The organism is Streptomyces niger, assembly GCF_000718305.1.
Taxonomy (GTDB): Bacteria; Actinomycetota; Actinomycetes; order Streptomycetales; family Streptomycetaceae; genus Streptomyces; species Streptomyces niger.
On the sequence record NZ_JOFQ01000038.1, the window covers coordinates 1 to 22,545 of the forward strand.

Consider the following 22,545-nt stretch of genomic DNA (forward strand, 5'->3'; position numbering starts at 1 on the left):
CAGCTGAGATCGACTCCCCCGCCGTTGCTTCCCTGTCGCTGCTCCCCTGTCGTTGCTCCCCTACCGTTCCCCCTCAGCCGGTTCAGTCCCCCAGGTACCCGTCGAGGAAGTCCGGGTCGTCCGTGCCTTCCGCTTCAAGGGCGGCGCGGACGACGCGGAGGGCCAGGCCCTCCGGGTATCCCTTGCGGGCGAGCATGCCCGCAAGGCGGCGGAGTCGCTTCTCCCGGTCCAGGCCCCGCGTGGACCGGAGCTTGCGGTCGACCAGTTCCCGGGCGGTCCGTTCCTCCTGTTCCGGGTCCAGCTGTCCGACGGCCTCGTCGATCAGCGCCGACTCCACGCCCTTCGTACGCAGCTCCCGGGCCAGCGCGCGGCGGGCCAGGCCGCGGCTGTGGTGCCGGGACTCCACCCACGCCCCGGCGAACGCCGCGTCGTTGATCAACCCGGCTTCCTCGAAGCGGGAGAGCACTTCCTCGGCCGCCTCGTCGGGGATGCCGCGCTTGTGCAGCGCGTCCGCGAGCTGCTTCTTCGTGCGGGGGTTTCCGGTGAGCAGGCGCAGGCATATGGCTCGTGCCTGCTCCTCGGGTGTGCGCGGTGGCCCGTCCCCGGCCCTCGACGAGGCCGGGCCACCGCTGTCCGTGCTGCCGCCATCGGCGACGGGCGCGGCATCGTGTTCGCCGCTGTCGGGCCAGTGCGTTCGGCGGGTCACGGCGGACTAGCTCTTGGCCGCTGCGGCCTTGGCTGCCTTGGCGCCCTTGGCCGCGGGGGCCGGAACGGTCTTGGCGGTCTCGGCCGTCTCGCCGGCCGCGTCCGCACCCGGCTCCGCCGTCGGGTCCTCGGGCTTCACACCGATGCCCAGCTTCTCCTTGATCTTCTTCTCGACCTCGTTGGCGAGGTCGGGGTTGTCCTTGAGGAAGTTGCGGGCGTTCTCCTTGCCCTGGCCGAGCTGGTCGCCCTCGTAGGTGTACCAAGCGCCGGACTTCCGGATGAAGCCGTGGTCCACGCCCATGTCGATCAGGCCGCCCTCGCGGCTGATGCCCTGGCCGTAGAGGATGTCGAACTCCGCCTGCTTGAAGGGCGGGGCGACCTTGTTCTTCACGACCTTGCAGCGGGTGCGGTTGCCGACCGGCTCCGTACCGTCCTTCAGGGTCTCGATGCGGCGGATGTCGATGCGCACCGAGGCGTAGAACTTCAGGGCGCGGCCACCGGTCGTGGTCTCCGGCGAGCCGAACATCACGCCGATCTTCTCGCGGAGCTGGTTGATGAAGATCGCGGTGGTCTTGGACTGGTTGAGCGCACTGGTGATCTTCCGCAGCGCCTGGCTCATCAGACGGGCCTGGAGGCCGACGTGGGAGTCGCCCATCTCGCCCTCGATCTCGGCCCGCGGCACCAGGGCGGCGACGGAGTCGATCACGATGAGGTCCAGCGCCCCGGAGCGGACCAGCATGTCCGTGATCTCCAGGGCCTGCTCGCCGTTGTCCGGCTGGGAGAGGATCAGGGCGTCGGTGTCGACACCGAGCTTCTTGGCGTACTCGGGGTCGAGGGCGTGCTCGGCGTCCACGAAGGCCACCTGGCCGCCGGCCTTCTGCGCGTTGGCGACGGCGTGCAGGGTCAGGGTCGTCTTACCGGAGGACTCCGGGCCGTACACCTCCACCACGCGGCCGCGCGGGAGGCCGCCGACGCCGAGGGCCACGTCGAGCGCGGTGGACCCGGTCGGGATGACCTCGATGGGGTCGTTCGGCCGGTCACCCATGCGCATCACTGCGCCCTTGCCGAATTGCCGTTCAATCTGTGCGAGAGCGGCGTCGAGCGCCTTCTCGCGGTCAGTGCCTGCCATGGGTTCCACCCGGTTCGCTTGAGTCGATCGCTTCACGTCCATGACGCTAACGCCTGCCACTGACAATGCGCCCGGACCCGGCCCCGGCCTGTGGATAACTTCCCGGGAACCCCGGAAAATCAGGGCCGTGGCTGCCATAAGAATGGATGTTCGATTTTGGTGTCAAGCGCGCCACACCACGCCTCAGCCCCTGCCGGGAGCCCGCCACCGCCCGCGCCTCAGCCCCCGTCGGGCCCGTCACTCTCCCGGCGACCACCGTCCTCGCCCCCGCCGTCCCCGCGGTCGTCGTTCCTCCCACGGTCACCGTCCTCCCCTCGACCGCCGGCCTCGCGCCTCTCCTCCTGCTTCTCGGCACGTCGGCGTTCCTTCAGCGGCGCCGGGGCGTGCTCGGCCTGGAGCGTGTGGCGCACCTTGGCCAGGAGCGAGGAGCCCCGTCTGCGGCGGCCGCGCCCCAGGACCCGCGGGTCGTCCGTGACCTCGTACCGCTTGACGTACGCGCCGAGGAAGGCCTGCAGGGTCGCCGTCGCCGGAATGGCGATCAGCGCGCCGACCGCGCCCAGCAGCGCGGTGCCGGCGATGACCGAGCCGAAGGCGACCGCCGGGTGGATGTCCACGGTCCGCGCGGTGATCCGCGGCTGCAGGAGGTAGTTCTCCAGCTGCTGGTAGACGACCACGAAGCCGAGCACCCAGACCGCGTACCAGGGGTTCACCGTGAAGGCGATCAGCATCGGCAGCGCGCCCGCGAGGTAGGTGCCGATGGTCGGGATGAACTGCGAGACCAGGCCGACCCACATGCCGAGGGCGGGCGCGTACGGCACGCCCAGGATCTCCAGCAGGACGTAGTGCGCGATGCCGGAGATCAGAGCCATCAGGCCGCGGGAGTACAGGTAACCGCCGGTCTTGGCGACCGCGAGCTCCCAGGCGCGCAGCACCTCGGCCTGCCGGGTGGGCGGCAGTACGGAGCACAGTGCGCGGCGCAGCCGGGGGCCGTCCGCCGCGAAGTAGAACGAGAACAGGGCCACCGTGAGCAGGTTGAACAGAGAGCCCAGGACGGTCGCGGAGACGGCGAGGACGTTGTTGGCGCTGTCCTGGACGTACTTCTGCAGCCAGTCGGACTTCAGCAGGTTGTTCTGCACCTCCACGCGTGAGAGGTGGGTGTGGAACGTCTCGTTCGTCCAGCTGATCACGGAGTCGAGGTACTGCGGGAACTCCCCGACCATCGTGGTGATCTGTCCGGCCAGCATGGAGCCGAGCAGGGTCACGAAGCCCACGCCGGCGATCAGGATGACGAGGAAGACCAGCGCCGTGGCCACTCCGCGCCGCACGCCGCGCGCCGCCATCCAGTCCACTGCTGGCTCCACGGCCAGGGCCAGGAAGAACGCGATGAGGATGTTCAGCAGCAGCGAGATCAGCTGGTGGAACGCCCAGCTCGCCAGTTGGAAGCAGGCCAGCAGGGCGAGTGCCAGCACCATCGCGCGCGGCAGCCAGCGCGGCATCCGCGTGGTGTGCGGATCGTTCGGTCGTCGGTCGTCGGGGCCGGTGGGCTTCGGAGTCGCGGACACGTGCCAAGTCTCGCGCACGGGTCGGACATCGCGGGCCCTGGCCCGCGTCGCCGGGTGGGTCGGGCGGGTCCGAGTCGGCCGCTCCGGTGGGTCAGCGCTTCTCGGCCGGTACCCCCATGACCGAGCACACCACCCGCCAGACCTCCTTGGCGCTCCAGCCCGCGTCGAGTGCCTCGTGGACGGTCCGGCCGCCCAGTTCGGCCATCACGTGATCGCGCGCGAAGGTGTCGGCGTACGCCGCGCCGAAGTGATCCGTCATCCGCTGCCAGAAGTCCGTCAACCGCATGACTCCAGTATCCCGCCCCTGAGGGTGCAGCCGTGCGTGAGCCGCTGACCGGTCGCTGGTTCCGCCCTACCGTCGGTCCATGGCCGAAACCGCAAGCCCACCGACGCCCCCTCTGGCACGTGCCGAGCAGTTCGTCTGGCTCACCGCGCGGGTCCTGGAACAGCGCCTCTTCGAATATCACTTCCTCGACGGCAGTGCGGACGCCGTGGAGACCGCACTGCACGCGTACCGCAATGACGACGACGGCTACGGACACGCCCTGGAGCCGGATCTGCGCGGGCCGGTGAGCCAGCCGCTGCACACCGCGCACGCGCTCGGCGTGCTGGATGCCATCCGGCGCTGCGACGGCCGCCGGGTGGAACGGATCTGCCGCTACCTGACGGACGTCTCGACCCCCGAGGGCGCGCTGCCCGCTCTGCACCCCTCGTTGCGCGGCTATCCCGCGGCGCCGTGGATTCCGATCCCGGACGATCCGCCGAGCGACCTGCTGGCGACCGGCCCGGTGGTGGGGCTGCTGCACCGTAACGAGGTGTGGCACGCCTGGCTGTTCCGGGCCACGGACTACTGCTGGCGGGCGGTGGAGTCACTGGAGAAGACGCATCCGTACGGTGCCCAGGCCGCGCTCGCCTTCCTGGCGGGCGTACCGGACCGGGCGCGCGCGGCTGCCGCCGCTGTCCGTCTGGGCCGGCTGGTGCGGGACCAGGGCCTGGTGGTCGTGGAGCCGGAGCGGGCGGAGGAGGTGCCGGTGGCGGAGGGGTACGCACCCGGTGAGCACCATTTCGCGTACGACTACGCCCCCACTCCGGCGTCCCCGGCGCGTGGCTGGTTCACGGACGCGGAGATGGACCGGGCGCTGGACCACCTCGCCTCGCTCCAGGAGGAGGACGGTGGCTGGCCGATCAACTGGCGTTCGTGGGCGCCGGGCACCGCGCTGGAGTGCCGCCCGATGGCGACGCTCAAGGCGCTGCTGACGTTGCGTGCCTACGGGCGGGACATCGGCTGATCCGGTACTGCGGGCGGCTGGCCGGGGCGCGTCTCCGAGAGCGACCGAGGAGCGCCGTCCTTGAGGAGCAGCGCGCACAGCGCCAGGGTGGTGCCGCGTGGTGAGGCCAGGTCGATGCCGGTGAGCTCGGCGATCCGGGCGAGGCGGTTGTCGACGGTGTTCGGATGCAGTCCGAGTACCTGTGCGGTCGCGCGGCGGTCCTGGCGTGTCTCCAGGTGGGTGCGCAGAGTGTCGGCCAGTTCGGGGCGGCCGTCGAGCGGGTCGAGGAGGGCGGCGATCATCGGGCTGCTCTCGTCGTGGCGCGAGAGGTGGTATTCGAGCAGTACGTCGGCGAGCCGGTGCAGTTCCGGGGGCCGTCCGGCGGCGTGCGCGATGCGGATGACCTCGGATGCGGTACGGGCGGCGTGCGGGATGCCTTCGGGCCCCTCGGCCTGCGCGGCAGCGCAGCGCACCGGGCCGTCGCAGACGTGGGCCAGCCGCCGGGCGAGGTCGTCGGCGGGTTCGGGTGCGCCGGGGACGAGCGCGTGGCCGCCGATGGCGTCCAGGGCGGTGAGGACGTCGGTGCCGAACGCGCGGTCCAGAACCGTCTGGAGGCGTCGCAGCCGGCGCCGGACGGCGACCGGTGCGGTGGCGGGCCCGTCGGCCGGCGGGAGGCGCAGTGCGAGGACGGTGGAGGGTCCTGCCAGACCCAGGTCGTCCAGTGCGGTGCGGTCGGCGGGTGGCGCGCCGTCGATCAGGGCGCGGGCCAGTGTGCGGCGTTCCTCGCGTCGTTCGGCGTCCAGGGCGGCGCGTTCGTCGAGGTAGGTCTCGGCGACGGCGCCGATGACGCTGCCCTGGTTGCGGAGAAGGAAGTCGGCGAGTTCGACGAGTGCGGCCTCCTCGCCGGGGCCGGCCTCCTCGTGCAGCGTGCGCCACAGGGCGTACGTGCCCATCGCATGGGTGCGGAGCAGCAGGTGCAGCGGCAGTCCTTCTTCGGCGCGCTGGGCGGCGCGCTCCCTGAAGAGCGCGTGGTCTCCGTGGCGGCCTCCCTGGCCGCGCGCCCGCCGCATGAAGAGGCGCAGCCCGTGCCGTGCGGTGGCGGCGATCTCGACGTCCTTCATGTCGTCGGGGAGCTCGGCGTATCCGGGAATGTCGCCGAACACGTCGCCGGTCATCTCGCGGGCCAGTGCGTTGACCCGTGTCTCGCAGCGCAGGGCCAGGTGACGGGCGGCTTCGGAGAGCGGCACTCGTGCCTCCTTCTTCAAGGCGCGATCCCGCGCCGGACGAGAGGGCAAGGGACTGTGACACATCACAGTAGCGGCCGCAGGAGGGTGTGACGGCGCCGGATGTCCCCTGGCCCGTAGGCGGCTCAGACTCGGTGCACCAGCCGGAGAAGACCGCACCGAGACCGGTCGGCAGCCGATCCTTCGTAAGGAGCCGCTCTCTATGACGCAGCACAACCTCGACGATTATCTCGCCTACGTGGACCGCGTCTGGGAGGGCGAGGACACCCTCCTCGCCCATCTCTCGGGGCGGTACACGGGCGACGCTCTCGTGCGCATCGGTGAGCGGACCGGGTTCTTTCCCGCGTTCGCCAATGTGGCGGTGTTCGACACCGGGTCGGACGGGCTGGTGCTGGTGGACTCGGGGGACGGCCGCACGGCAGAGCAACTGCGCACCGCGGTGACGGCGTTCGGTACGGCGGGGGACGGCGTACCTCGTAAGGAGGTGCGGAGCGTCGTGTACACCCACGGGCACGTGGACCACGTCTTCGGGGTCGCGCCGTTCGACGAGGACGCGCGGGTGCGAGGTGTCGCCGCTCCCGAGGTCGTCGCCCATGAGGCGGTCGCGACGCGCTTCGACCGCTACAAGGAGACAGCGGGCTACAACTCCTGGATCAACCGGCGGCAATTCGGAGTGCCGTCGCTCAACTGGCCGACCCGGTACCGCTACCCGGACACCACCTATCGGGACCGGCTCACGCTTCGGTACGGGGAGCTGACCTTCGAGCTCTGCCATGCGCGCGGCGAGACGGACGACGCCACGTACGTGTGGATCCCGGAACTGCGGACGCTGTGCACGGGCGACCTGTTCATCTGGAACTCGCCGAATGCCGGCAACCCTCAGAAGGTGCAGCGCTACCCCGAGGACTGGGCGCGGGCCCTGCGCGCCATGGCGGAGCTGGGGGCCGAGGTGCTGCTCCCCGGGCACGGCGTGCCCATCATCGGGGCGCCGCGCGTCGCGCAGGCCCTCGGGGACAGCGCGGAGCTGCTGGAGTCGCTGTGCGGCCAGACCCGGGAGCTGATGAACGCGGGGCTGCGTCTGGACGAGGTTCTGCACCGGGTGCAGGTGCCGACGGAGCTACTGGCCAAGCCCTACCTCCATCCGGCCTACGACGAGCCGGAGTTCGTGGTCCGCAATCTGTGGCGGCTCTGGGGTGGCTGGTACGACCAGAACCCGGCGCATCTCAAGCCCGCCCCCGAGGGGGAGCTGGCAACCGAGCTGGCGGAGGCGGCGGGCGGTGCCGCGGTGCTGGCGCGGCGGGCGGCGGATCTGCTGGGCCGCGGTGAGCTGCGGCTCGCCGCCCACCTGGCGGAGACGGCGGCGCTGGCGGCACCGGCGGACCGCGAGGTGGCCCGGGTCCGCGCCGAGGTCTACGCGAAGCGGGCTGCCGCCGAGTCGTCCACGATGGCCCAGGGCGTCTTCCGGTGGGCCGCTGCGGAGTCCGCGGCGGTGGCGGAGGGGACGGACCTCAGCGTGGAGCTGACGCGCAGCGAGGGCGGCCGTCGGCGGGCCGCCGGCGGCATCGCGGTCGGCGTCGTGGCGGGCGTGGACGAGGACGGCTGCGCGTGCGGCGCGGCGGACGGGGGCGGGGCCGCGGCGGGGCGGCTTCGGTGACGTCCACCGCCGGGGCCGCGTCCGCCGTCGCCCCGGGCGCGGCCGCCTCCGTGCGCGGGCGTGCCTGGCGCACGACGTGGCTGCTGCTGGCCTTCATGCTGGTGAACTTCGCCGACAAGACGGTGATGGGCCTGGCGGCGAACCCGGTGATGCGCGATCTGGGACTGACCCGCGAGCAGTTCGGCACGGCCTCGTCGGCGTTCTTCGCGCTGTTCAGCCTGGCGGCGCTGGCGGGCTCGTTCCTCACGCGTACGGTGCGCACCTCCGTGCTGCTGCTGGGCATGGCGCTCCTGTGGTCGGCGGCGCAGCTGCCCATGCTGGTCGGCGCGGCCGGCTTCGGGGTGCTGGTGGCGACGCGCGTCCTGTTGGGTGCGGCGGAGGGCCCGGCGTCCCCCGTGGCGCTGCACCACCTGTACGGCTGGTTCGAGCAGAAGGACCGCACGCTGCCGACGGCGGTGCTGCTGGCGGGGGCGGCGGCCGGGGTGGCGATCGCGGCCCCCACGCTGGGCGTGGTGATCGACCACTGGGGCTGGCGCTGGGCCTTCGGGGTGGTGGGCGTCGTCGGGCTGGTCTGGGCGGCGGTGTGGCTCCGGTACGGAGCGGAGGGGCCGCTGGCTCCTGCGGTGGGCAGGCAGCGTGTGCCCGAGGGAGAGGCAGCCCCGGTGCGGGCAGTCCCCGTGCCGTACCGGCGGCTGCTGCTGTCGGGGACCTGGTTGGCTGCCGCGCTGGGCTCGTTCGCCGCGTATTGGACGCTGTCGGCGGGGCTGACCTGGTCGGCGGACTACTTCCAGGAGGTGGGCGGGCTCTCCCTGCGCGGCGCGAGCCTGCTGATCATGTTGTCGGCGCTGACCAAGGGCGCCGCGATGCTGGCCCACGGGGTGCTCGTGCAGCGGTCGGTCAAGCGGGCGGCGGCCGGCCTGCCGCCCCGCCTCCGCTGGTCCTCAGGGGTGAAGACCGGTCTGGTGATGATCCTGGCGGGCGTGGCCACGGTGTGCTTCGCGGCGACGGACGTGCTGTGGCTGAAGATCGTCCTGCTGCTGGGGCCGCTGTCCGTCACGGACATCGTCCTCACCGTTGCCGCGACCGCGGTCTCCCGGATCTCCCCCGCCGACCGGCGCGGCGTCGCCCTGGGGACGCTGACCGGCGTGTTCGCCCTGGCAGGGGTGCTCGCGCCGCTCGTCATGGGGCGCATCGTGGACGCGGGCGCGACCGTGGCCTCCGGGTACTTCGGCGCGTACGGGCTGATGGCCGGCCTGGTGACGGTTGCCGGGGTGGCCGTCGTGCTCTTCCTGCGCCCGGAGCGGGACGCCCGGCGGCTGGGCACCGAGGGGCCGGGTGATGGGCCGGACGCGCACCCGTAGGCCGACTGCGGCGGAACGCCCGTAGGTCGGCGACGGCGAGGTCCCCATGGGCCGGGCGCCCCTCCGTCCCTCACATGGGCCGCGCGTCCCGCCGCCCTTCGGGTCAGCCGCCGAGCGCCCGTACGCCCGCCGTCACCACCACGGCGACCGCAATGACCATCAGGAACGGTGCGCGCAGCACCAGGGCGAGGGCCGCCGCGCCGACGCCCGCCAGCTTGGCGTCCACCACGAGGTGCTGCCCCTCGCTGAGGGTCTGCTGCGCGGTGAGAGCGGCCAGCAGGACCACCGGCAGCAGGGCGGCGAGCCGCCTGACGAGAGGGCGCTCCAGTACGCCTGCGGGTACCAGGAGGCCCGCGTACTTGAGCAGGTAGCAGCCGACGGTGGTGACGCCGATCGCGATCCAGGTGTTCACCGGCTCTCCTCCCGTGCGGTCGAGGCCTTACGGGAGCGGGCGCCCCGGGCCATCAGTACGGCGGGTGCGGCCAGTGCGGAGACCAGGACCGGTACTCCGGCGGGCAGCACGGGGAACGTGCCGAGCATGAGGACGACGGCGAGCCCGGCGGCGGCGCGCTCCACGGTGGTCTTGAGCATGGGGCCGAGCAGCGCCAGGAAAGCGGCGGGCCCGGCGGCGTCCAGGCCCCACGCGTCGGTGTCGCCGAGCGCCTCGGCACCCAGCGCGCCGGCCAGTGTGGTGAGGTTCCACAGGACGTAGAGCGAGAGCCCGGTGACGGTGAAGCCGAGGCGGGCGCTGCGCCGGTCGGGTTGGGCGAAGGTGACGGCGGAGGTCTCATCGATGATCCAGTGGGCGGCGAACGGCTTCACCACGGCCCGATAGCCGAGCACCCCGGAGAGCCGCAGTCCGTAGAAGGAGTTCCGGACGCCCAGGAAGAACGCGCCGGCCGCGGCGGCGAACGGATTGCCCCCCGCCCCCAGGGCACCGACCAGCGCGAACTGCGAGGCGCCGGTGAACACGAAGAGGCTGAGCAGGCAGCTCTGCAGCACGCTCAGGCCCGCGCCCGCCGAGGTGACCCCGAAGGCGAAGCCGGAGAGCCCGACGGCGACGCCGACACCGAGTGCGTCCCTGATGACGGCGGCATCCGACTTGCCCGGTGACGCCTCCGAGGGGACGCGCTGCGGGCCGGGTATCCCGTGCGATGTGGTCTGTTCGATCTGTTCAGGCACGTCGTCACGCTAGGCGGGGCGGGCTCCGGGGTCTTGTACGTTCTTGCGGCCGGCCCCGGCGGCCGGTCCGCGCTCCCGCCGATACGCGCCGGGCGGCACCCCGACGATTTTGGTGAAGTGCCGGTTCAGGTGCGGCTGGTCCGTGAAGCCGACCGCGGCAGCGGCCTCGGCGGGCATGCTGCCGCTCTCCAGAAGTCTCCGTGCCCGGCGTATCCGGAGGTCGGTCAGCCAGGTGTGCGGCGGCATGCCGTACGCGTCCTTGAAGGCGCGCAGCAACGCGAAGGGGCTCGTCTCCAGCTGCGCGGCGAGCTCTTCCAGGGTGGGCGGCTCGGCCAGCCGCTCCTGCAAGATGTCGCGGGCGCGGGCGGCCCGCAGGGCGCCGGCCGTGCGCGGCGTACGTGTCGGCAGGGAGCCGCCGTGCGCGTGCAGCAGCCGGGCCACGATGATGCGCAGCACGCTGTCGGCGGCCAGCGCGTTGCCCTCCTCCGCCGCCCGGTGCACCTCGTGGATGAGGCGAGCCGTGTGCACGTCCATCACGGAGGTCTGCGTGAATCCGGGGGTACCGCGGAGCGTGGTGGTCTCCGCGGCGATGCCGGCCACGAGCTCGGCGGAGGTGTAGAGCGTGGAGTACGTCCAGCCCTCGTCGACGCCGGCCCGCGCGGTGTGCGGCACCTCCGGGTTGATCATGACGACGCTGCCGTGGCCGGCCCGTACCGTCCCCTCCGGCAGGCCCACCTCCTCGATGCCGCCGCTGACCGCGCCCAGTACGAACCCGTCGTGGCTGTGGCGGGGGAAGGTGTGGCGGACGTACCGGGCGCGCAGCAGGTCGAGGCCGGGCAACCCGGCGTGCCGCCAGTGCCGCGCCCACTCGCCGGACGCGCGCCCGCCGGTCCCCCCGCTCCCCCGGCCCGCCGCCGGCCCGCCGCCGCTGTCCATGCACCCATTCTGCGTCCGGCGCGCCGTCGCTGACCTGGGCGTCCACGGTCCGGACCGCTCGTCGGCGAACCGTTGTCAGTGGTCCGAGGCACGATGGGGTCATGGCGAGGACCGCGCTCGATTCGTTCTCCCCCGCGACCAGAGGCTGGTTCACGGGGGCCTTCCACGCGCCCACGGCGGCCCAGGACGGCGCCTGGCGCGCCATCGGCGAGGGCTCCGACGTCCTGGTCGTCGCGCCGACCGGCTCCGGCAAGACCCTCGCCGCGTTCCTCGCCTCGCTGGACTCCCTCGCGAGCACGCCGCCGCCCGCCGAGCCCAAGAAGCGTTGCCGGGTGCTGTACGTCTCGCCGCTCAAGGCCCTCGCGGTCGACGTCGAGCGGAATCTGCGCTCTCCGCTGACCGGCATCCGCCAGGAGTCGGTGCGGCTCGGACTGCCCGAGCCGGACATCCGGGTCGGCATCCGCTCCGGTGACACCCCGGCGGCCGAGCGCCGCTCGATCGCCAACCGCCCGCCGGACATCCTGATCACCACTCCCGAGTCGCTGTTCCTGATGCTGACCTCCCAGGCACGGGACGCGCTGGCGGGCGTGGAGACGGTGATCCTGGACGAGGTGCACGCCGTCGCCGGGACGAAGCGCGGCGCGCATCTGGCGCTGTCCCTGGAGCGGCTGGACGAGCTGCTGCCCCGCCCGGCCCGCCGCATCGGCCTGTCGGCGACGGTCCGGCCCGTGGAGGAGGTCGCGCGCTATCTGTCGCCGCGCCGCCGGGTGGAGATCGTGCAGCCGGCCTCGGGCAAGGAGTTCGACCTCTCGGTCGTGGTGCCCGTCGAGGACCTCGGGGAGCTGGGCGGCTCGCCCGTGAAGGAGACCGGGCCCGACGGCGGCGACTCGGGCGGCGACAAGCCGTCCATCTGGCCGCACGTCGAGGAGCGCATCGCCGACCTCGTACAGGCACATCGTTCGACGATCGTCTTCGCGAACTCCCGGCGCCTCGCGGAGCGGCTGTGCAACCGCCTGAACGAGATCGCGTACGAGCGCGCCACGGGTGAGCCGCTGCCCGAGGACCACTCCCCCGCCGAGCTGATGGCCCAGTCCGGCGGCGCCAAGGGCGCGCCGTCCCTGCTGGCCAGGGCGCACCACGGCTCGGTGTCCAAGGAGCAGCGCGCACAGGTCGAGGAGGACCTGAAGGCGGGCCGGCTGCCGGCCGTCGTGGCCACCTCCAGCCTGGAGCTGGGCATCGACATGGGCGCGGTGGACCTGGTGATCCAGGTGGAGTCGCCGCCGTCGGTCGCCTCCGGGCTGCAGCGGGTGGGCCGCGCGGGCCATCAGGTGGGCGCGGTGTCCACGGGCGTGGTCTTCCCTAAGTACCGCGGCGACCTGGTGCAGGCGGCGGTGGTCACGGAGCGGATGCGCGAGGGGGCCATCGAGGCGCTGCGCGTCCCGGCCAATCCGCTGGACGTACTGGCCCAGCAGCTCGTCGCGATGGTGTCGATGGACGCCTGGGACGTCGAGGAGCTGCTGGCGGTGGTGCGGCGGGCCGCGCCGTTCGCGGGGCTCCCGGAGTCGGCGTACACCGGAGTGCTGGACATGCTGGCCGGCCGGTACCCCTCAGACGCCTTCGCGGAGCTGCGGCCGCGCATCGTGTGGGACCGGGTGGCGAACAGCGTCACGGGGCGGCCGGGCGCCCAGCGGCTGGCCGTCACCTCCGGCGGCACGATCCCCGACCGCGGCCTCTTCGGCGTGTTCCTGGCCGGCGCCGATCCGAAAAAGGGCGGCGGCCGCGTCGGGGAGCTCGACGAGGAGATGGTGTACGAGTCGCGCGTCGGCGACGTCTTCACGCTCGGCACGACCTCCTGGCGCATCGAGGACATCACCCGGGACCGCGTACTGGTCTCGCCCGCCCCCGGTGTGCCCGGCCGGCTGCCCTTCTGGAAGGGCGACCAGCTCGGCCGCCCGCTCGAACTGGGCCGCGCGCTCGGCGCGTTCCTCCGGGAGGTCGGCGCGCTGGAGCCCGAAGCGGCCCGCAGCCGGCTGTCCGCCGCCGGGCTGGACGACTGGGCGGCGGGCAACGTCCTGAGCTACCTCACGGAGCAGCGCGAGGCCTGCGGCCACGTCCCCGACGACCGCACCATCGTGGTCGAGCGCTTCCGGGACGAGCTGGGCGACTGGCGGGTGGTGGTGCACTCGCCGTTCGGCGCGCAGGTGCACGCCCCTTGGGCGCTGGCGCTCGGCGCCCGGCTCACCGAGCGGTACGGCATGGACGCCCAGGTGATGCACGCCGACGACGGCATCGTGCTGCGACTGCCGGACGCCGACCTGATGGGCCTGGACCTGCTGGACAGCGACCCGGACGCGGCGGGCGCGGAGTTCGACCCCGACCAGTCGCCGGTGGGCGCCGCCGACGTCGTCTTCGACAAGGGCGAGGTCGACCAGGTGGTGACCGACCAGGTGGGCAGCTCGGCGCTGTTCGCCGCGCGCTTCCGGGAGTGCGCGGCCCGCGCCCTGCTGCTGCCGCGGCGCAATCCGGGCAAGCGCATGCCCCTGTGGCAGCAGCGCCAGCGCGCCGCGCAACTGCTCCAGGTGGCGAGCGAGTTCGGGTCCTTTCCGATCGTCCTCGAAGCCATCCGCGAGTGCCTGCAGGACGTGTTCGACGTGCCCGGTCTGACCGAGCTCATGGGGGACATCGAGTCGCGCCGCGTCCGGCTGGTCGAGGTGACCACCCAGGAGCCCTCGCCGTTCGCCCGGTCCCTCCTCTTCGGGTACGTCGCGCAGTTCCTGTACGAGGGCGACTCCCCGCTCGCCGAACGCCGCGCGGCCGCGCTCTCCCTGGACTCCCGGCTGCTGGCCGAGCTGCTGGGCCAGGCCGACCTGCGCGAGCTGCTGGACCCGGAGGTCCTTACCGACCTGGAGCGCGAGCTCCAGTGGCTGACCGACGACCGCAAGATCAGGGATGCCGAGGGCCTCGCCGACGTACTGCGCCTCCTCGGCCCGCTGACCGGCGCCGAGCTGGTCGAGCGCGGCGCCGACCCCGGGTGGGCGGAGGAGCTGGCGGCCGCCCGCCGGGCCATCCGGGTGCGCATCGCGGGGGCCGACCACTGGGCTGCGGTCGAGGACGCCGGGCGGCTCCGGGACGCCCTGGGCACGGCGCTCCCCGTCGGGGTCCCCGAGTCCTTCACGGAACCGGTCAAGGACCCGCTGGGCGACCTGCTGTCCCGGTACGCGCGCACCCACGGCCCGTTCACCTCCGAGCAGGCCGCCGCCCGCTTCGGCCTCGGCACGGCCGTCACCGACGGGGCGCTGCACCGTCTCGCCGGGGCCGGCCGGGTCGTCCAGGGCGAGTTCGCGCCGGCCGGGGTGCACCAGGAATGGTGCGACGCGCAGGTGCTGCGGCGACTGCGGCGCCGGTCGCTGGCCGCGCTGCGGCACGAACTGGAACCGGTGCCGCCACCCGCGCTCGCCGCCTTCCTGCCGCAGTGGCAGAGCGTCGGCGCTCAGGGGCTGCGCGGCATCGACGGGCTCCTGCGCGCCGTGGAGCAGCTGCAGGGCGCGCCGGTGCCGGCCTCGGCCCTGGAGCGGCTCGTCCTGCCCTCCCGGGTGTCGGGCTACTCCCCCGCCCTGCTGGACGAACTGACCTCCATGGGCGAGGTCCTGTGGGCCGGCGCCGGCGCGCTGCCCGGCAAGGACGGCTGGGTCGCCCTGTACCCGGCCGACACCGCGCCGCTCCTCCTGCCGCAGCCGCACCCCTTCGAGGTGACACCGCTGCACCAGTCGGTGCTGGACGCCCTCGCGCCCGGGTACGGCCTGTTCTTCCGGCAGATCGCGGACCAGGTGCGCGCCACGACGCATCCCGAGGTCACCGATCCGCAACTGGCCGACGCGCTCTGGGACCTGGCCTGGTCCGGGCGGTTGACCAACGACACCCTCGCGCCGCTGCGCGCGCTGCTCGGCTCGGGCCGTACGGCGGGCGCCACGGCGCACCGCGCCCGCCGGGCCACGCCGCGCGGCCGGTACGGCAGCCTCACCGCCGCCACCGGCCGGACGGGTCGCCCCACCGCCTCCCGGTCCGGCCCGCCGACGGTCGCCGGCCGCTGGTCGCTGCTGCCCGCCCTGGAGCCGGAGCCCACCCACCGTGCGCACGCCCTGGCCCACACCCTCCTGGACCGGCACGGCATCGTCACCCGCGGCGCGGTGGCCGCCGAGGGGGTCGAGGGCGGCTTCTCCGCCGCGTACCGGGTGCTCTCCGCCTTCGAGGAGACCGGCCAGGCCCGCCGCGGGTACGTCGTGGAGGGGCTCGGCGCGGCCCAGTTCGCGATGGACGGCGCGGTGGACCGACTGCGCGCGGTCAGTACGAGCCGGGACCGTACGGCCGAGGAGACCGCGCCCGGCGGCTCCTGGCAGCCCGCGGCGCCGGCCCGCAGCGGTGGCACCCCGCGCGCCGTCGTGCTGGCCGCCGCCGACCCGGCCAACGCGTACGGCGCGGCGCTGCCCTGGCCCGAGCCGCCCGAAGGCTCGTCCCACAAGCCCGGCCGCAAGGCGGGATCGCTGGTCGTCGTGGTCGACGGCGAGCTGGCGGTCTACATGGAGCGCGGCGGCAAGACACTGCTGGCCTGGCAGGCCGAGGAAGGCGGCACCCGGGTGCGGCTCGCCCTGGAGGCGCTGGCGGCAGCGGTGCGCAACGGCTTCGTGGGCGCGCTGACCGTCGAGCGGATCAACGGCTCCTCCGCCCTCACCTCGCCGTTGGCCGCCGAGCTGGAGCACGCGGGCTTCCACGCGACACCGAGGGGGCTGCGACTGCGGACATGAGCACGGGAGAGCGGACCGGCGTGGTCCGGCCCCGCGTCCTCCTACGGGCCGGGCACGGCATGATGCACGGCATGATGGAGCCATGCCCGAAGGTGACACCGTCTGGCGGGCCGCCGCCGAGCTGCACAAGGCGCTGGGCGGACGGCTGCTGACCCGTACGGACCTGCGCGTCCCCAAGCTGGCCACGACGGACCTCGCCGGGCGCTCCGTACTGGAAGTGGTGCCGCGCGGCAAACACCTGCTGACCCGTATCGAGGGCGGGCTCACGCTCCACTCGCATCTGCGGATGGACGGCGCCTGGCGGGTGTACGCGGCGGGCGAGCGCTGGCGCGGCGGACCGGACCACCAGATCCGCGCGGTGCTGGCCACGGCGGAACGCACCGCCGTCGGCTACCGCCTCCCCGTACTGGAATTGCTGCGCACCGCCGACGAGGAGAACGCCGTCGGCCATCTGGGGCCGGACCTGCTCGGGCCGGACTGGGACGCGGACGAGGCGCTGCGCCGGCTGCTGGCCGACCCGGACCGGGCGCTCGGGGAGGCGCTGCTGGACCAGCGCAATCTGGCCGGCATCGGCAACGTCTTCAAATGCGAGCTGTGCTTCCTGCTGCGGGCTTCGCCCTGGCTGCCGGTGGGCGCGCTGCCGCGACCGGAGCGGGCGGTTTCGCTGGCGAAGCGGCTACTGGAGGCGAACAAGCGGCGCCCGGCGCGTACGACCACGCCGAGCGCGCGTCCGGACCGTCGCCTCTGGGTCTACGGGCGCGCCGACCGCCCCTGTATGCGATGCGGTACGTCGGTACGCGTGGCCGACCAGGGGCCCGCGCCGCAGGCCCGGGTGACCTACTGGTGCCCCCACTGCCAGCCGGAACCGGTCATCGAAGCGAGCAGCTGACACGGCTCCCGAGGAACGGCGTCCCCGTGCGCGGCTTCAGGAATGGTCGGTACCGCCGCCCCAACGGCGGTACCGCCATGCCCTGACGAGCCGGTCCGTGACGGCGGTGGGGCCCGGAGTCCCCACGCAGCCACTGCGTCGGCGCCAGCCGCCCGCGCCGACGCGCCCGCCACCCGGGCGCGTCCGGCGCGGTACGCAGTGCACCGGCAGCAGGCTCAGACCCCAGCCGCCCGCGGCCATCGCACCTTCCACCACGCCCGCCCCCTCGGGCCAGAAGAGCAGTCGCAGCACGGCCCACCACCACAGCCCCCCGAGGAGGAACGCGGCGGCCCACCGGCCCGGCGCCGAGCGGAGCAGTTCCGCCGGGCCGTGGCCCGATGGCCCTATCAGGCCGCTGCCAGGCGCCCCCACCGTGCCGCGGCCCGGTATACCGGGCGCTCCTGTGCCCGCGCCCCGGACCGGGTGCCGGGAGAAGAAGCCGCGCCGTGCCATGACTGCCTCCTCCGGTCGACGGTAGTCGGCCATGAAGGTGTGGCGGGAGGGCGCACTGGGGCACGAACGGCGCGTTCCGCAATGCGCGACACGCGGTCGGACGGAACCGGTCTCCGATCGGTCCGACCACGCTCAGAACCCGACAGTGGCCTTCGGGCCACGATCGGGCTCAGGCAGGATGTGCCGGAATCGGTCAGCCCGCCGCTGTTGCGCCTCAGGCCGCCTCGGCCTGGAACATCCAGTGGTGCTTCTCGAGGTCGGCGGTCAGCCCGATGAGCAGGTCCTGGGTCACCGGGTCCGGCTCGTCGGTGACGGCGATACGTTCCCGCATCCGCTCGATGACCGCGCCCAGGGCCCGTACAAGGGTGCCCACCGCGTCGTTGTCCTTGATCCAGCCGGCCTCGACGGTGCCTGCGCCACTGGTCTTCGCGATCGTCTCGGCGCGGCCGTCGGGGTTCACGCCGATCGCGGAGGCACGCTCGGCGACCGTGTCGGCATGGCCGCGGGCGCTCGCGACGACGTCGTCGAGCTGGAGGTGGACGGACCGGAAGCGCGGTCCGACGACGTTCCAGTGAACCTGCTTGGCGATGAGCGACAGGTCGACGAGGTCGACCAGAGCGCCCTGGAGCGCGTCGCCGACCGTCTTACGGTCGCTCTCGGACAGCGTGCTGTTGACGACAGGCATGCATTTACTCCCTGGTTCAGAGCGAATGGTCCTCTTGGCCTTCGTAAGGCCTCCTGGCCTTCGTATGGCCTGTTGACCTCCGTATAAACGATGCCTCACCGCAGAAAATGCCGCAGTTCGGGCAACAGGCCCTTCGCGCCACATATCCAACGCGAAGACCCTGGAGGGCGAGTGCCCTCCAGGGTCTTCTTCATGCATCGAACCGAACGGTCAGGCCGCTACGACATCCACGGCCTCCGCCGGAGCCTTGATCGTCACGCGCTCTTCGGGGACGCCCGTCAGAGAAGCGACGGACACCGCGTTGAACGTGGGGCGCACCGGTGCCGGCACCGGTTCGCTCGCGGCCGCGGACTGTGCCAGCTCCGCGAGCGCCAGCTCGTCGCTGACCTCCCGCATCAGCTCGGACATCCGTACGTCCAGCGCGTCACAGATCGCCGAGAGAAGTTCGGAGGAAGCCTCCTTCTGTCCCCTCTCGACCTCGGACAAGTAGCCGAGCGACACCCGGGCGGAGGAGGAGACCTCGCGCAGGGTGCGGCCTTGACGCTGACGCTGTCGGCGCAGCACGTCACCCAGCAGGCGACGGAGCAGAATCATCGCTGGCTCCCTCCTCGGACCTCGGATCCGGATCCATCTCGCCCCACCGTACCGCCTCGGGCGTCAGCCGTGCCGGGAGCGAGTTCGTGTTCACTCAGGGCTGTAAACATCAGATACCCCCGTGATGTTCCGTATCCTTTGCCCGCGCATTTTCTGTCAGTTCGCTCAACAGCAGATCCACTGCTGCGGTGACGCTGTCCCGACGGATCCGGTCGCGATCGCCGTGCAGCGCCAGTCGGCGCACATTTCCCTCACCGCCGGGCCCTTCGACCGCGACGTAGACCGTGCCGACCGGCTGCCCGTCCTGTGGGTCGGGGCCGGCGACCCCTGTGGTGGCAATACCCCAGTCGGCGCCGAGCACGCGTCGCACGCCCTGTGCCATTTGTCGGGCGACATCCGCGTCCACCGCACCACGAGTGGCCAGAAGCGCGCCGTCCACACCCAGTACGAGGCTCTTCAGTTCCGTCGCGTACGCCGTGACCGAGCCCCGGAAGCACCGTGAGGCGCCGGGAACCGCGGTCAGCGCACCGGCCACCAGGCCGCCGGTGAGGGATTCGGCCACCGCCAGGGTCTGTCCGCGCCGGGCCAACGCCTCCAGCGCCCGCGCAGCGCCCTGCGGGTTCTCGGAGGCGCCGGGGTACCCGAGAGCCGCCGTACGGGCCTCAGCGGCCGCCCCAGCACCCTCCTGGGGCCCGTGCGCAGCCTCCGTACCACTGTTCACCGTGCGGGCCCCCGGCCGGCGGACGTCTCACCGGACCGCTGCCGGAGGGCCTCCCGGGACTTCGCCAGTCCGGCCCGCCGCAGGACGACGGCCTGCTTCACGTAGTCCAGGCCCGTGACGACGGTCAGCACCACGGCCACCGCCATCACCCACCAGCGCAGGGTGGCCAGCGGGCCGGTCATCACCAGGACGTACATGCCGACGCCGACGCCCTGGGCGAGCGTCTTCATCTTGCCGCCGCGGCTCGCCGGGATGACGCCGTGCCGAATCACCCAGAAGCGCATCACGGTGATGCCCAGCTCCCGGAAGAGGATCACTCCGGTGACCCACCAGGGCAGGTCGCCGAGGATCGACAGGCAGATCAGCGCGGCCCCCATGATCGCCTTGTCGGCTATCGGGTCGGCGATCTTGCCGAAGTCGGTGACCAGGTCGTACGCGCGCGCCAGGTGCCCGTCGAAGAGGTCGGTGATCATGGCGATGGCGAACGCGGCCCAGGCGAAGGAGCGCCATGCGGGGTCGTAGCCGTCGCCGTGCATCAGGAGCAGCACGAATGCCGGCACGAGGACCAGCCGCAGCATCGTGAGGATGTTGGCGATGTTCCACAGCCCGGCCTGCCGCCGGACGGTCTTCGGCCGGCCGGCTCCGCCAGCAGCGGAAGCGCCGGCGGCGGAAGCCGGGACTCCGGTCATCTGGCCGCCTCCTCGGGACAGCCGGCGCCGTGCTCGGCGCCGAGCGGCAGCGGCTCCGCCACGAGGTCCACGCCCTCGGTCGCCACCACCTTTGCTTCGACCATACGACCCGGAACCAGGTCCCGGCCGCCCGTGAGCAGGGTGACGCCGTCGGTCTCCGGCGCCTGGTGCGCGGCGCGGCCGACCACCCCGTCCTCGTCGTCGACCCGGTCGACCATGACGGTGAGGGTCTCGCCCAGGCGCTCCTCGGCGCGCTGCGCGGTCAGCTCCTCGGCCAGCCGGGACAGGTGCGCCAGCCGCTCCGCCACCGCGTCGGGGTCGAGCTTGTTCTCGTAGCCGGCCGCCTCGGTGCCGTCCTCGTCGGAGTAGCCGAAGACGCCGATGGCGTCGAGTCTCGCCTCACTGATGAAGCGTTCCAGCTCGGCGAAGTCCTCCTCGGTCTCGCCGGGGAAGCCGACGATGAAGTTGGAGCGGGCGCCGGCCTGCGGCGCCTTCGTACGGATCTGGGCCAGCAGGTCCAGGAAGCGCTCGGTGTCACCGAAGCGGCGCATCGCGCGCAGCACACCGGGGGCCGAGTGCTGGAAGGACAGGTCGAAGTAGGGCGCGACCTTGTCCGTACCGGTCAGCACGTCGATCAGGCCCGGCCGCATCTCGGCGGGCTGGAGGTAGCTGACCCGGATGCGCTCGATGCCGTCGACCGCGGCCAGCTCCGGCAGCAGCGTCTCCAGGAGGCGGATGTCGCCGAGGTCCTTGCCGTACGAGGTGTTGTTCTCGGAGACCAGCATGACCTCCTTCACACCCTGCTCGGCCAGCCAGCGGGTCTCCCCCAGCACGTCCGAGGGGCGGCGCGAGATGAAGGAGCCGCGGAAGGAGGGGATGGCACAGAAGGAGCAGCGTCGGTCGCACCCCGAGGCGAGCTTCACCGAGGCCACCGGGTTGTTCCCCAGGCGGCGGCGGAGCGGGGCGCGCGGCCCGGAGGCGGGCGCGACGCCCTCGGGCAGGTCCTCGGGGGCGGAGGCGAGAGCGTCGCCGTGGCCGGGGAGCGCGACATCGGAGCCCTGGCGCTCGGCCGGGCTGATCGGCAGCAGCTTGCGCCGGTCACGGGGGGCGTGGGCCTCGACGTTCCCGCCGCTCAGGATGGTCTGCAGACGGCCGGAGATGTCGGTGTAGTCGTCGAACCCGAGCACGCCGTCGGCCTCGGGCAGCGCCTCGGCCAGCTCCTTGCCGTACCGCTCGGCCATGCAGCCCACGGCGACGACGGCCTGGGTGCGGCCGTGGTCCTTCAGGTCGTTGGCTTCCAGCAGGGCGTCGACGGAATCCTTCTTGGCGGCCTCGACGAATCCACAGGTGTTGACGACGGCGACATCGGCTTCGGCGGCTTCCTCGACGAGCTCCCAGCCGTCCGCTGCCAGGCGGCCTGCGAGCTCCTCCGAGTCCACCTCGTTACGGGCGCAGCCAAGAGTGACAAGGGCGACGGTACGGCGTTCGGGCATGGGGCTCAGCCTACTTCGTCCCGGACGTCCCCATGTCTGGCAGGGTTCCATGGACGGCCTCGCGCCCCGGACAGACGGCCGCCCGCCGCCTCTTCCCGAGAGGTGGCGGGCGCATTCCCCGGAAGGCGGCCGGCGCGCGGTCAGCCCGCCTGCGGATCACCCGGGGTGTAGCTCAGCCGCTCCACGGAGCCCTTGTCGCCGATTTCCTTGATCTCTTTGCCGTTGACGTACAGCTGTACGGCTCCGGCATTGCCGACGACGAGATCGATCCGCTTCTTGTCGCTGAAGGTCTTGGACTCGCCCTTGCGGAGCAGGCCGTCCTCCAGGAGCTTGCCGTTGGCGTCCTTGGCGGAGACCCAGCTCTGTCCGTCACGTGCGGTGATCTTGATGGTCACCTTGTCCTTCGGCAGCCCGGCGATGGCGCTGTCGGAGGGGTCGGGCTTGGGGTCGGCGGGCTTGGTCCTGGTCGGGGACGGCTTGACGGACGGGCTCTCGCCGACGTTCCCGTCGGCGACCGAGGCCTCCTGGCTCCGGTCACCGTCGCTGAACAGCGTGAAACCGACGAAACCGACCACGGCGACGATGGCGGCGACCATGGCCGCCGTCCAGTTCGGCCGCCGCGGCTCGGGACGGATACGTTCCGCCTCGAAGAGCGGCGCCGCCGGGGTCGGCGCGGGCCGACCGCCGTGCTCGGCGTCGTACTGGGCGATCAGCGGGGCCGGATCCAGCCCTACCGCACGCGCGAGTGTTCGAATGTGACCACGGGCGTACACGTCTCCGCCGCAACGCGAGAAATCTTCCTGCTCGATCGCGTGCACGATGGGGATGCGCACCCGCGTGGTCGTACTGATCTCGTCGACGGTCAGTCCGGCGTCGACGCGGGCCTGCTGGAGGACTCGACCGACGGAAGGCCGGTCGTCTTCAGGGGAGTTGCCGATGGACACGGGGGCGCCTTTCGAGCGTGTAGCCACCTGCTGGATGTTCAGTCTAGGGGTGTACCGAAAGGGTCGGGCAAGCGGGAGAGCGGACTTTGTACGCCATCGGTAGACCCCCCGGACCTGGCCGGGGACCCGACGGGCGCGCATCGCGCCGTCTCTTCCCTCAACTTGACGTATGGGCAGAAGAAACGGTTGCTTGCG

The 22,545-nt window shown here is 72.6% G+C and carries 20 protein-coding genes; 5 read left to right on the forward strand and 15 right to left on the reverse strand.

Going from position 1 to position 22,545, the window contains the following annotated elements; all coding sequences use genetic code 11:
- Positions 1 to 82: 82 nt before the first annotated feature.
- The 4 genes from recX to IF20_RS35715 form a co-directional block, all read right to left on the reverse strand.
- Positions 83 to 706, reverse strand: coding sequence for a recombination regulator RecX (gene recX / locus IF20_RS35700; RefSeq protein ID WP_052869613.1), 624 nt, complete (start codon positions 704 to 706; stop codon positions 83 to 85).
- A 6-nt stretch (positions 707 to 712) separates the two neighbouring features.
- Entirely contained in the window at positions 713 to 1,834 is a 1,122-nt protein-coding gene (gene recA / locus IF20_RS35705; protein WP_052869614.1) for a recombinase RecA, read from the reverse strand.
- 218 nt (positions 1,835 to 2,052) lie between these two features.
- Positions 2,053 to 3,330 (reverse strand): AI-2E family transporter, encoded by a 1,278-nt coding sequence (locus tag IF20_RS35710; RefSeq protein ID WP_110944869.1) that lies wholly within the window; start codon positions 3,328 to 3,330, stop codon positions 2,053 to 2,055.
- A gap of 157 nt (positions 3,331 to 3,487) precedes the next feature.
- Positions 3,488 to 3,682 (reverse strand): DUF3046 domain-containing protein, encoded by a 195-nt coding sequence (locus tag IF20_RS35715; protein ID WP_052869616.1) that lies wholly within the window; start codon positions 3,680 to 3,682, stop codon positions 3,488 to 3,490.
- Positions 3,683 to 3,761: 79 nt separating this feature from the next.
- On the opposite strand from IF20_RS35715, the gene IF20_RS35720 reads away from it, so the two are divergent.
- Positions 3,762 to 4,685 (forward strand): hypothetical protein, encoded by a 924-nt coding sequence (locus IF20_RS35720; RefSeq protein ID WP_052869617.1) that lies wholly within the window; start codon positions 3,762 to 3,764, stop codon positions 4,683 to 4,685.
- Here IF20_RS35720 and IF20_RS35725 read toward each other — a convergent pair.
- Complete coding sequence (locus tag IF20_RS35725; RefSeq protein ID WP_234426984.1) at positions 4,664 to 5,911, reverse strand: PucR family transcriptional regulator; 1,248 nt, start codon at positions 5,909 to 5,911, stop codon at positions 4,664 to 4,666. The two genes, IF20_RS35720 and IF20_RS35725, sit on opposite strands and share 22 nt — an antisense overlap.
- A 199-nt stretch (positions 5,912 to 6,110) precedes the next feature.
- On the opposite strand from IF20_RS35725, the gene IF20_RS35730 reads away from it, so the two are divergent.
- Positions 6,111 to 7,562, forward strand: coding sequence for an alkyl sulfatase dimerization domain-containing protein (locus IF20_RS35730; protein WP_052869618.1), 1,452 nt, complete (start codon positions 6,111 to 6,113; stop codon positions 7,560 to 7,562).
- Positions 7,559 to 8,923, forward strand: a complete 1,365-nt coding sequence (locus IF20_RS35735; protein ID WP_199896911.1) for an MFS transporter — start codon at positions 7,559 to 7,561, stop codon at positions 8,921 to 8,923. The genes IF20_RS35730 and IF20_RS35735 overlap by 4 nt, the downstream gene beginning before the upstream one ends.
- Positions 8,924 to 9,026: 103 nt before the next feature.
- Here IF20_RS35735 and IF20_RS35740 read toward each other — a convergent pair whose 3' ends face one another.
- The 3 genes from IF20_RS35740 to IF20_RS35750 are packed head-to-tail and all read right to left on the reverse strand — an operon-like array spanning position 9,027 to position 11,041.
- Positions 9,027 to 9,335, reverse strand: coding sequence for an AzlD domain-containing protein (locus tag IF20_RS35740; protein ID WP_052869620.1), 309 nt, complete (start codon positions 9,333 to 9,335; stop codon positions 9,027 to 9,029).
- Entirely contained in the window at positions 9,332 to 10,105 is a 774-nt protein-coding gene (locus IF20_RS35745; protein WP_110944871.1) for an AzlC family ABC transporter permease, read from the reverse strand. The genes IF20_RS35740 and IF20_RS35745 overlap by 4 nt, the downstream gene beginning before the upstream one ends.
- A 9-nt stretch (positions 10,106 to 10,114) precedes the next feature.
- A complete protein-coding gene (locus IF20_RS35750; RefSeq protein ID WP_052869621.1) occupies positions 10,115 to 11,041 on the reverse strand; it encodes an AraC family transcriptional regulator in 927 nt (308 codons plus the stop codon).
- A gap of 101 nt (positions 11,042 to 11,142) precedes the next feature.
- Between IF20_RS35750 and IF20_RS35755 the strand changes: the two genes are divergently transcribed.
- A complete protein-coding gene (locus IF20_RS35755) occupies positions 11,143 to 15,843 on the forward strand; it encodes an ATP-dependent helicase (RefSeq protein ID WP_052869622.1) in 4,701 nt (1,566 codons plus the stop codon).
- A gap of 82 nt (positions 15,844 to 15,925) precedes the next feature.
- The gene (locus tag IF20_RS35760) at positions 15,926 to 16,732 is read left to right on the forward strand and encodes an Fpg/Nei family DNA glycosylase (protein ID WP_052869623.1); all 807 of its coding nucleotides are present in this window, start codon (positions 15,926 to 15,928) and stop codon (positions 16,730 to 16,732) included.
- A 36-nt stretch (positions 16,733 to 16,768) separates the two neighbouring features.
- Here IF20_RS35760 and IF20_RS35765 read toward each other — a convergent pair whose 3' ends face one another.
- From IF20_RS35765 to IF20_RS35795, 7 genes are all read right to left on the reverse strand, one after another.
- Positions 16,769 to 17,089: a hypothetical protein gene (locus tag IF20_RS35765; protein WP_052869632.1), complete on the reverse strand. Its 321-nt coding sequence runs from the start codon at positions 17,087 to 17,089 to the stop codon at positions 16,769 to 16,771.
- Between the two features lie 349 nt (positions 17,090 to 17,438).
- Positions 17,439 to 17,909, reverse strand: coding sequence for a Dps family protein (locus tag IF20_RS35770; protein WP_052869624.1), 471 nt, complete (start codon positions 17,907 to 17,909; stop codon positions 17,439 to 17,441).
- Between the two features lie 210 nt (positions 17,910 to 18,119).
- The gene (locus tag IF20_RS35775) at positions 18,120 to 18,503 is read right to left on the reverse strand and encodes a helix-turn-helix domain-containing protein (RefSeq protein WP_030618852.1); all 384 of its coding nucleotides are present in this window, start codon (positions 18,501 to 18,503) and stop codon (positions 18,120 to 18,122) included.
- A gap of 109 nt (positions 18,504 to 18,612) precedes the next feature.
- Complete coding sequence (locus IF20_RS35780; protein WP_407702609.1) at positions 18,613 to 19,065, reverse strand: CinA family protein; 453 nt, start codon at positions 19,063 to 19,065, stop codon at positions 18,613 to 18,615.
- Positions 19,066 to 19,220: 155 nt separating this feature from the next.
- Positions 19,221 to 19,913, reverse strand: coding sequence for a CDP-diacylglycerol--glycerol-3-phosphate 3-phosphatidyltransferase (pgsA, locus tag IF20_RS35785; RefSeq protein ID WP_052869625.1), 693 nt, complete (start codon positions 19,911 to 19,913; stop codon positions 19,221 to 19,223).
- Positions 19,910 to 21,406 (reverse strand): 30S ribosomal protein S12 methylthiotransferase RimO, encoded by a 1,497-nt coding sequence (gene rimO, locus IF20_RS35790; RefSeq protein ID WP_052869626.1) that lies wholly within the window; start codon positions 21,404 to 21,406, stop codon positions 19,910 to 19,912. Before rimO ends, pgsA begins: the two co-directional genes overlap by 4 nt.
- A 140-nt stretch (positions 21,407 to 21,546) precedes the next feature.
- Entirely contained in the window at positions 21,547 to 22,350 is an 804-nt protein-coding gene (locus IF20_RS35795) for a helix-turn-helix domain-containing protein (protein WP_052869627.1), read from the reverse strand.
- Between the last annotated feature and the right edge of the window lie 195 nt (positions 22,351 to 22,545).

Bases quoted from the DNA above. Each gene is read 5' to 3' on its own strand.
- recA (WP_052869614.1), bottom strand. From the start codon at position 1,834: ATGGCAGGCACTGACCGCGAGAAGGCGCTCGACGCCGCTCTCGCACAG.
- IF20_RS35710 (WP_110944869.1), bottom strand. From the start codon at position 3,330: ATGCCGCGCTGGCTGCCGCGCGCGATGGTGCTGGCACTCGCCCTGCTG.
- IF20_RS35715 (WP_052869616.1), bottom strand. From the start codon at position 3,682: ATGCGGTTGACGGACTTCTGGCAGCGGATGACGGATCACTTCGGCGCG.
- IF20_RS35720 (WP_052869617.1), top strand. From the start codon at position 3,762: ATGGCCGAAACCGCAAGCCCACCGACGCCCCCTCTGGCACGTGCCGAG.
- IF20_RS35730 (WP_052869618.1), top strand. From the start codon at position 6,111: ATGACGCAGCACAACCTCGACGATTATCTCGCCTACGTGGACCGCGTC.
- IF20_RS35750 (WP_052869621.1), bottom strand. From the start codon at position 11,041: ATGGACAGCGGCGGCGGGCCGGCGGCGGGCCGGGGGAGCGGGGGGACC.
- IF20_RS35755 (WP_052869622.1), top strand. From the start codon at position 11,143: ATGGCGAGGACCGCGCTCGATTCGTTCTCCCCCGCGACCAGAGGCTGG.
- IF20_RS35760 (WP_052869623.1), top strand. From the start codon at position 15,926: ATGCCCGAAGGTGACACCGTCTGGCGGGCCGCCGCCGAGCTGCACAAG.
- IF20_RS35770 (WP_052869624.1), bottom strand. From the start codon at position 17,909: ATGCCTGTCGTCAACAGCACGCTGTCCGAGAGCGACCGTAAGACGGTC.
- IF20_RS35775 (WP_030618852.1), bottom strand. From the start codon at position 18,503: ATGATTCTGCTCCGTCGCCTGCTGGGTGACGTGCTGCGCCGACAGCGT.
- pgsA (WP_052869625.1), bottom strand. From the start codon at position 19,913: ATGACCGGAGTCCCGGCTTCCGCCGCCGGCGCTTCCGCTGCTGGCGGA.
- rimO (WP_052869626.1), bottom strand. From the start codon at position 21,406: ATGCCCGAACGCCGTACCGTCGCCCTTGTCACTCTTGGCTGCGCCCGT.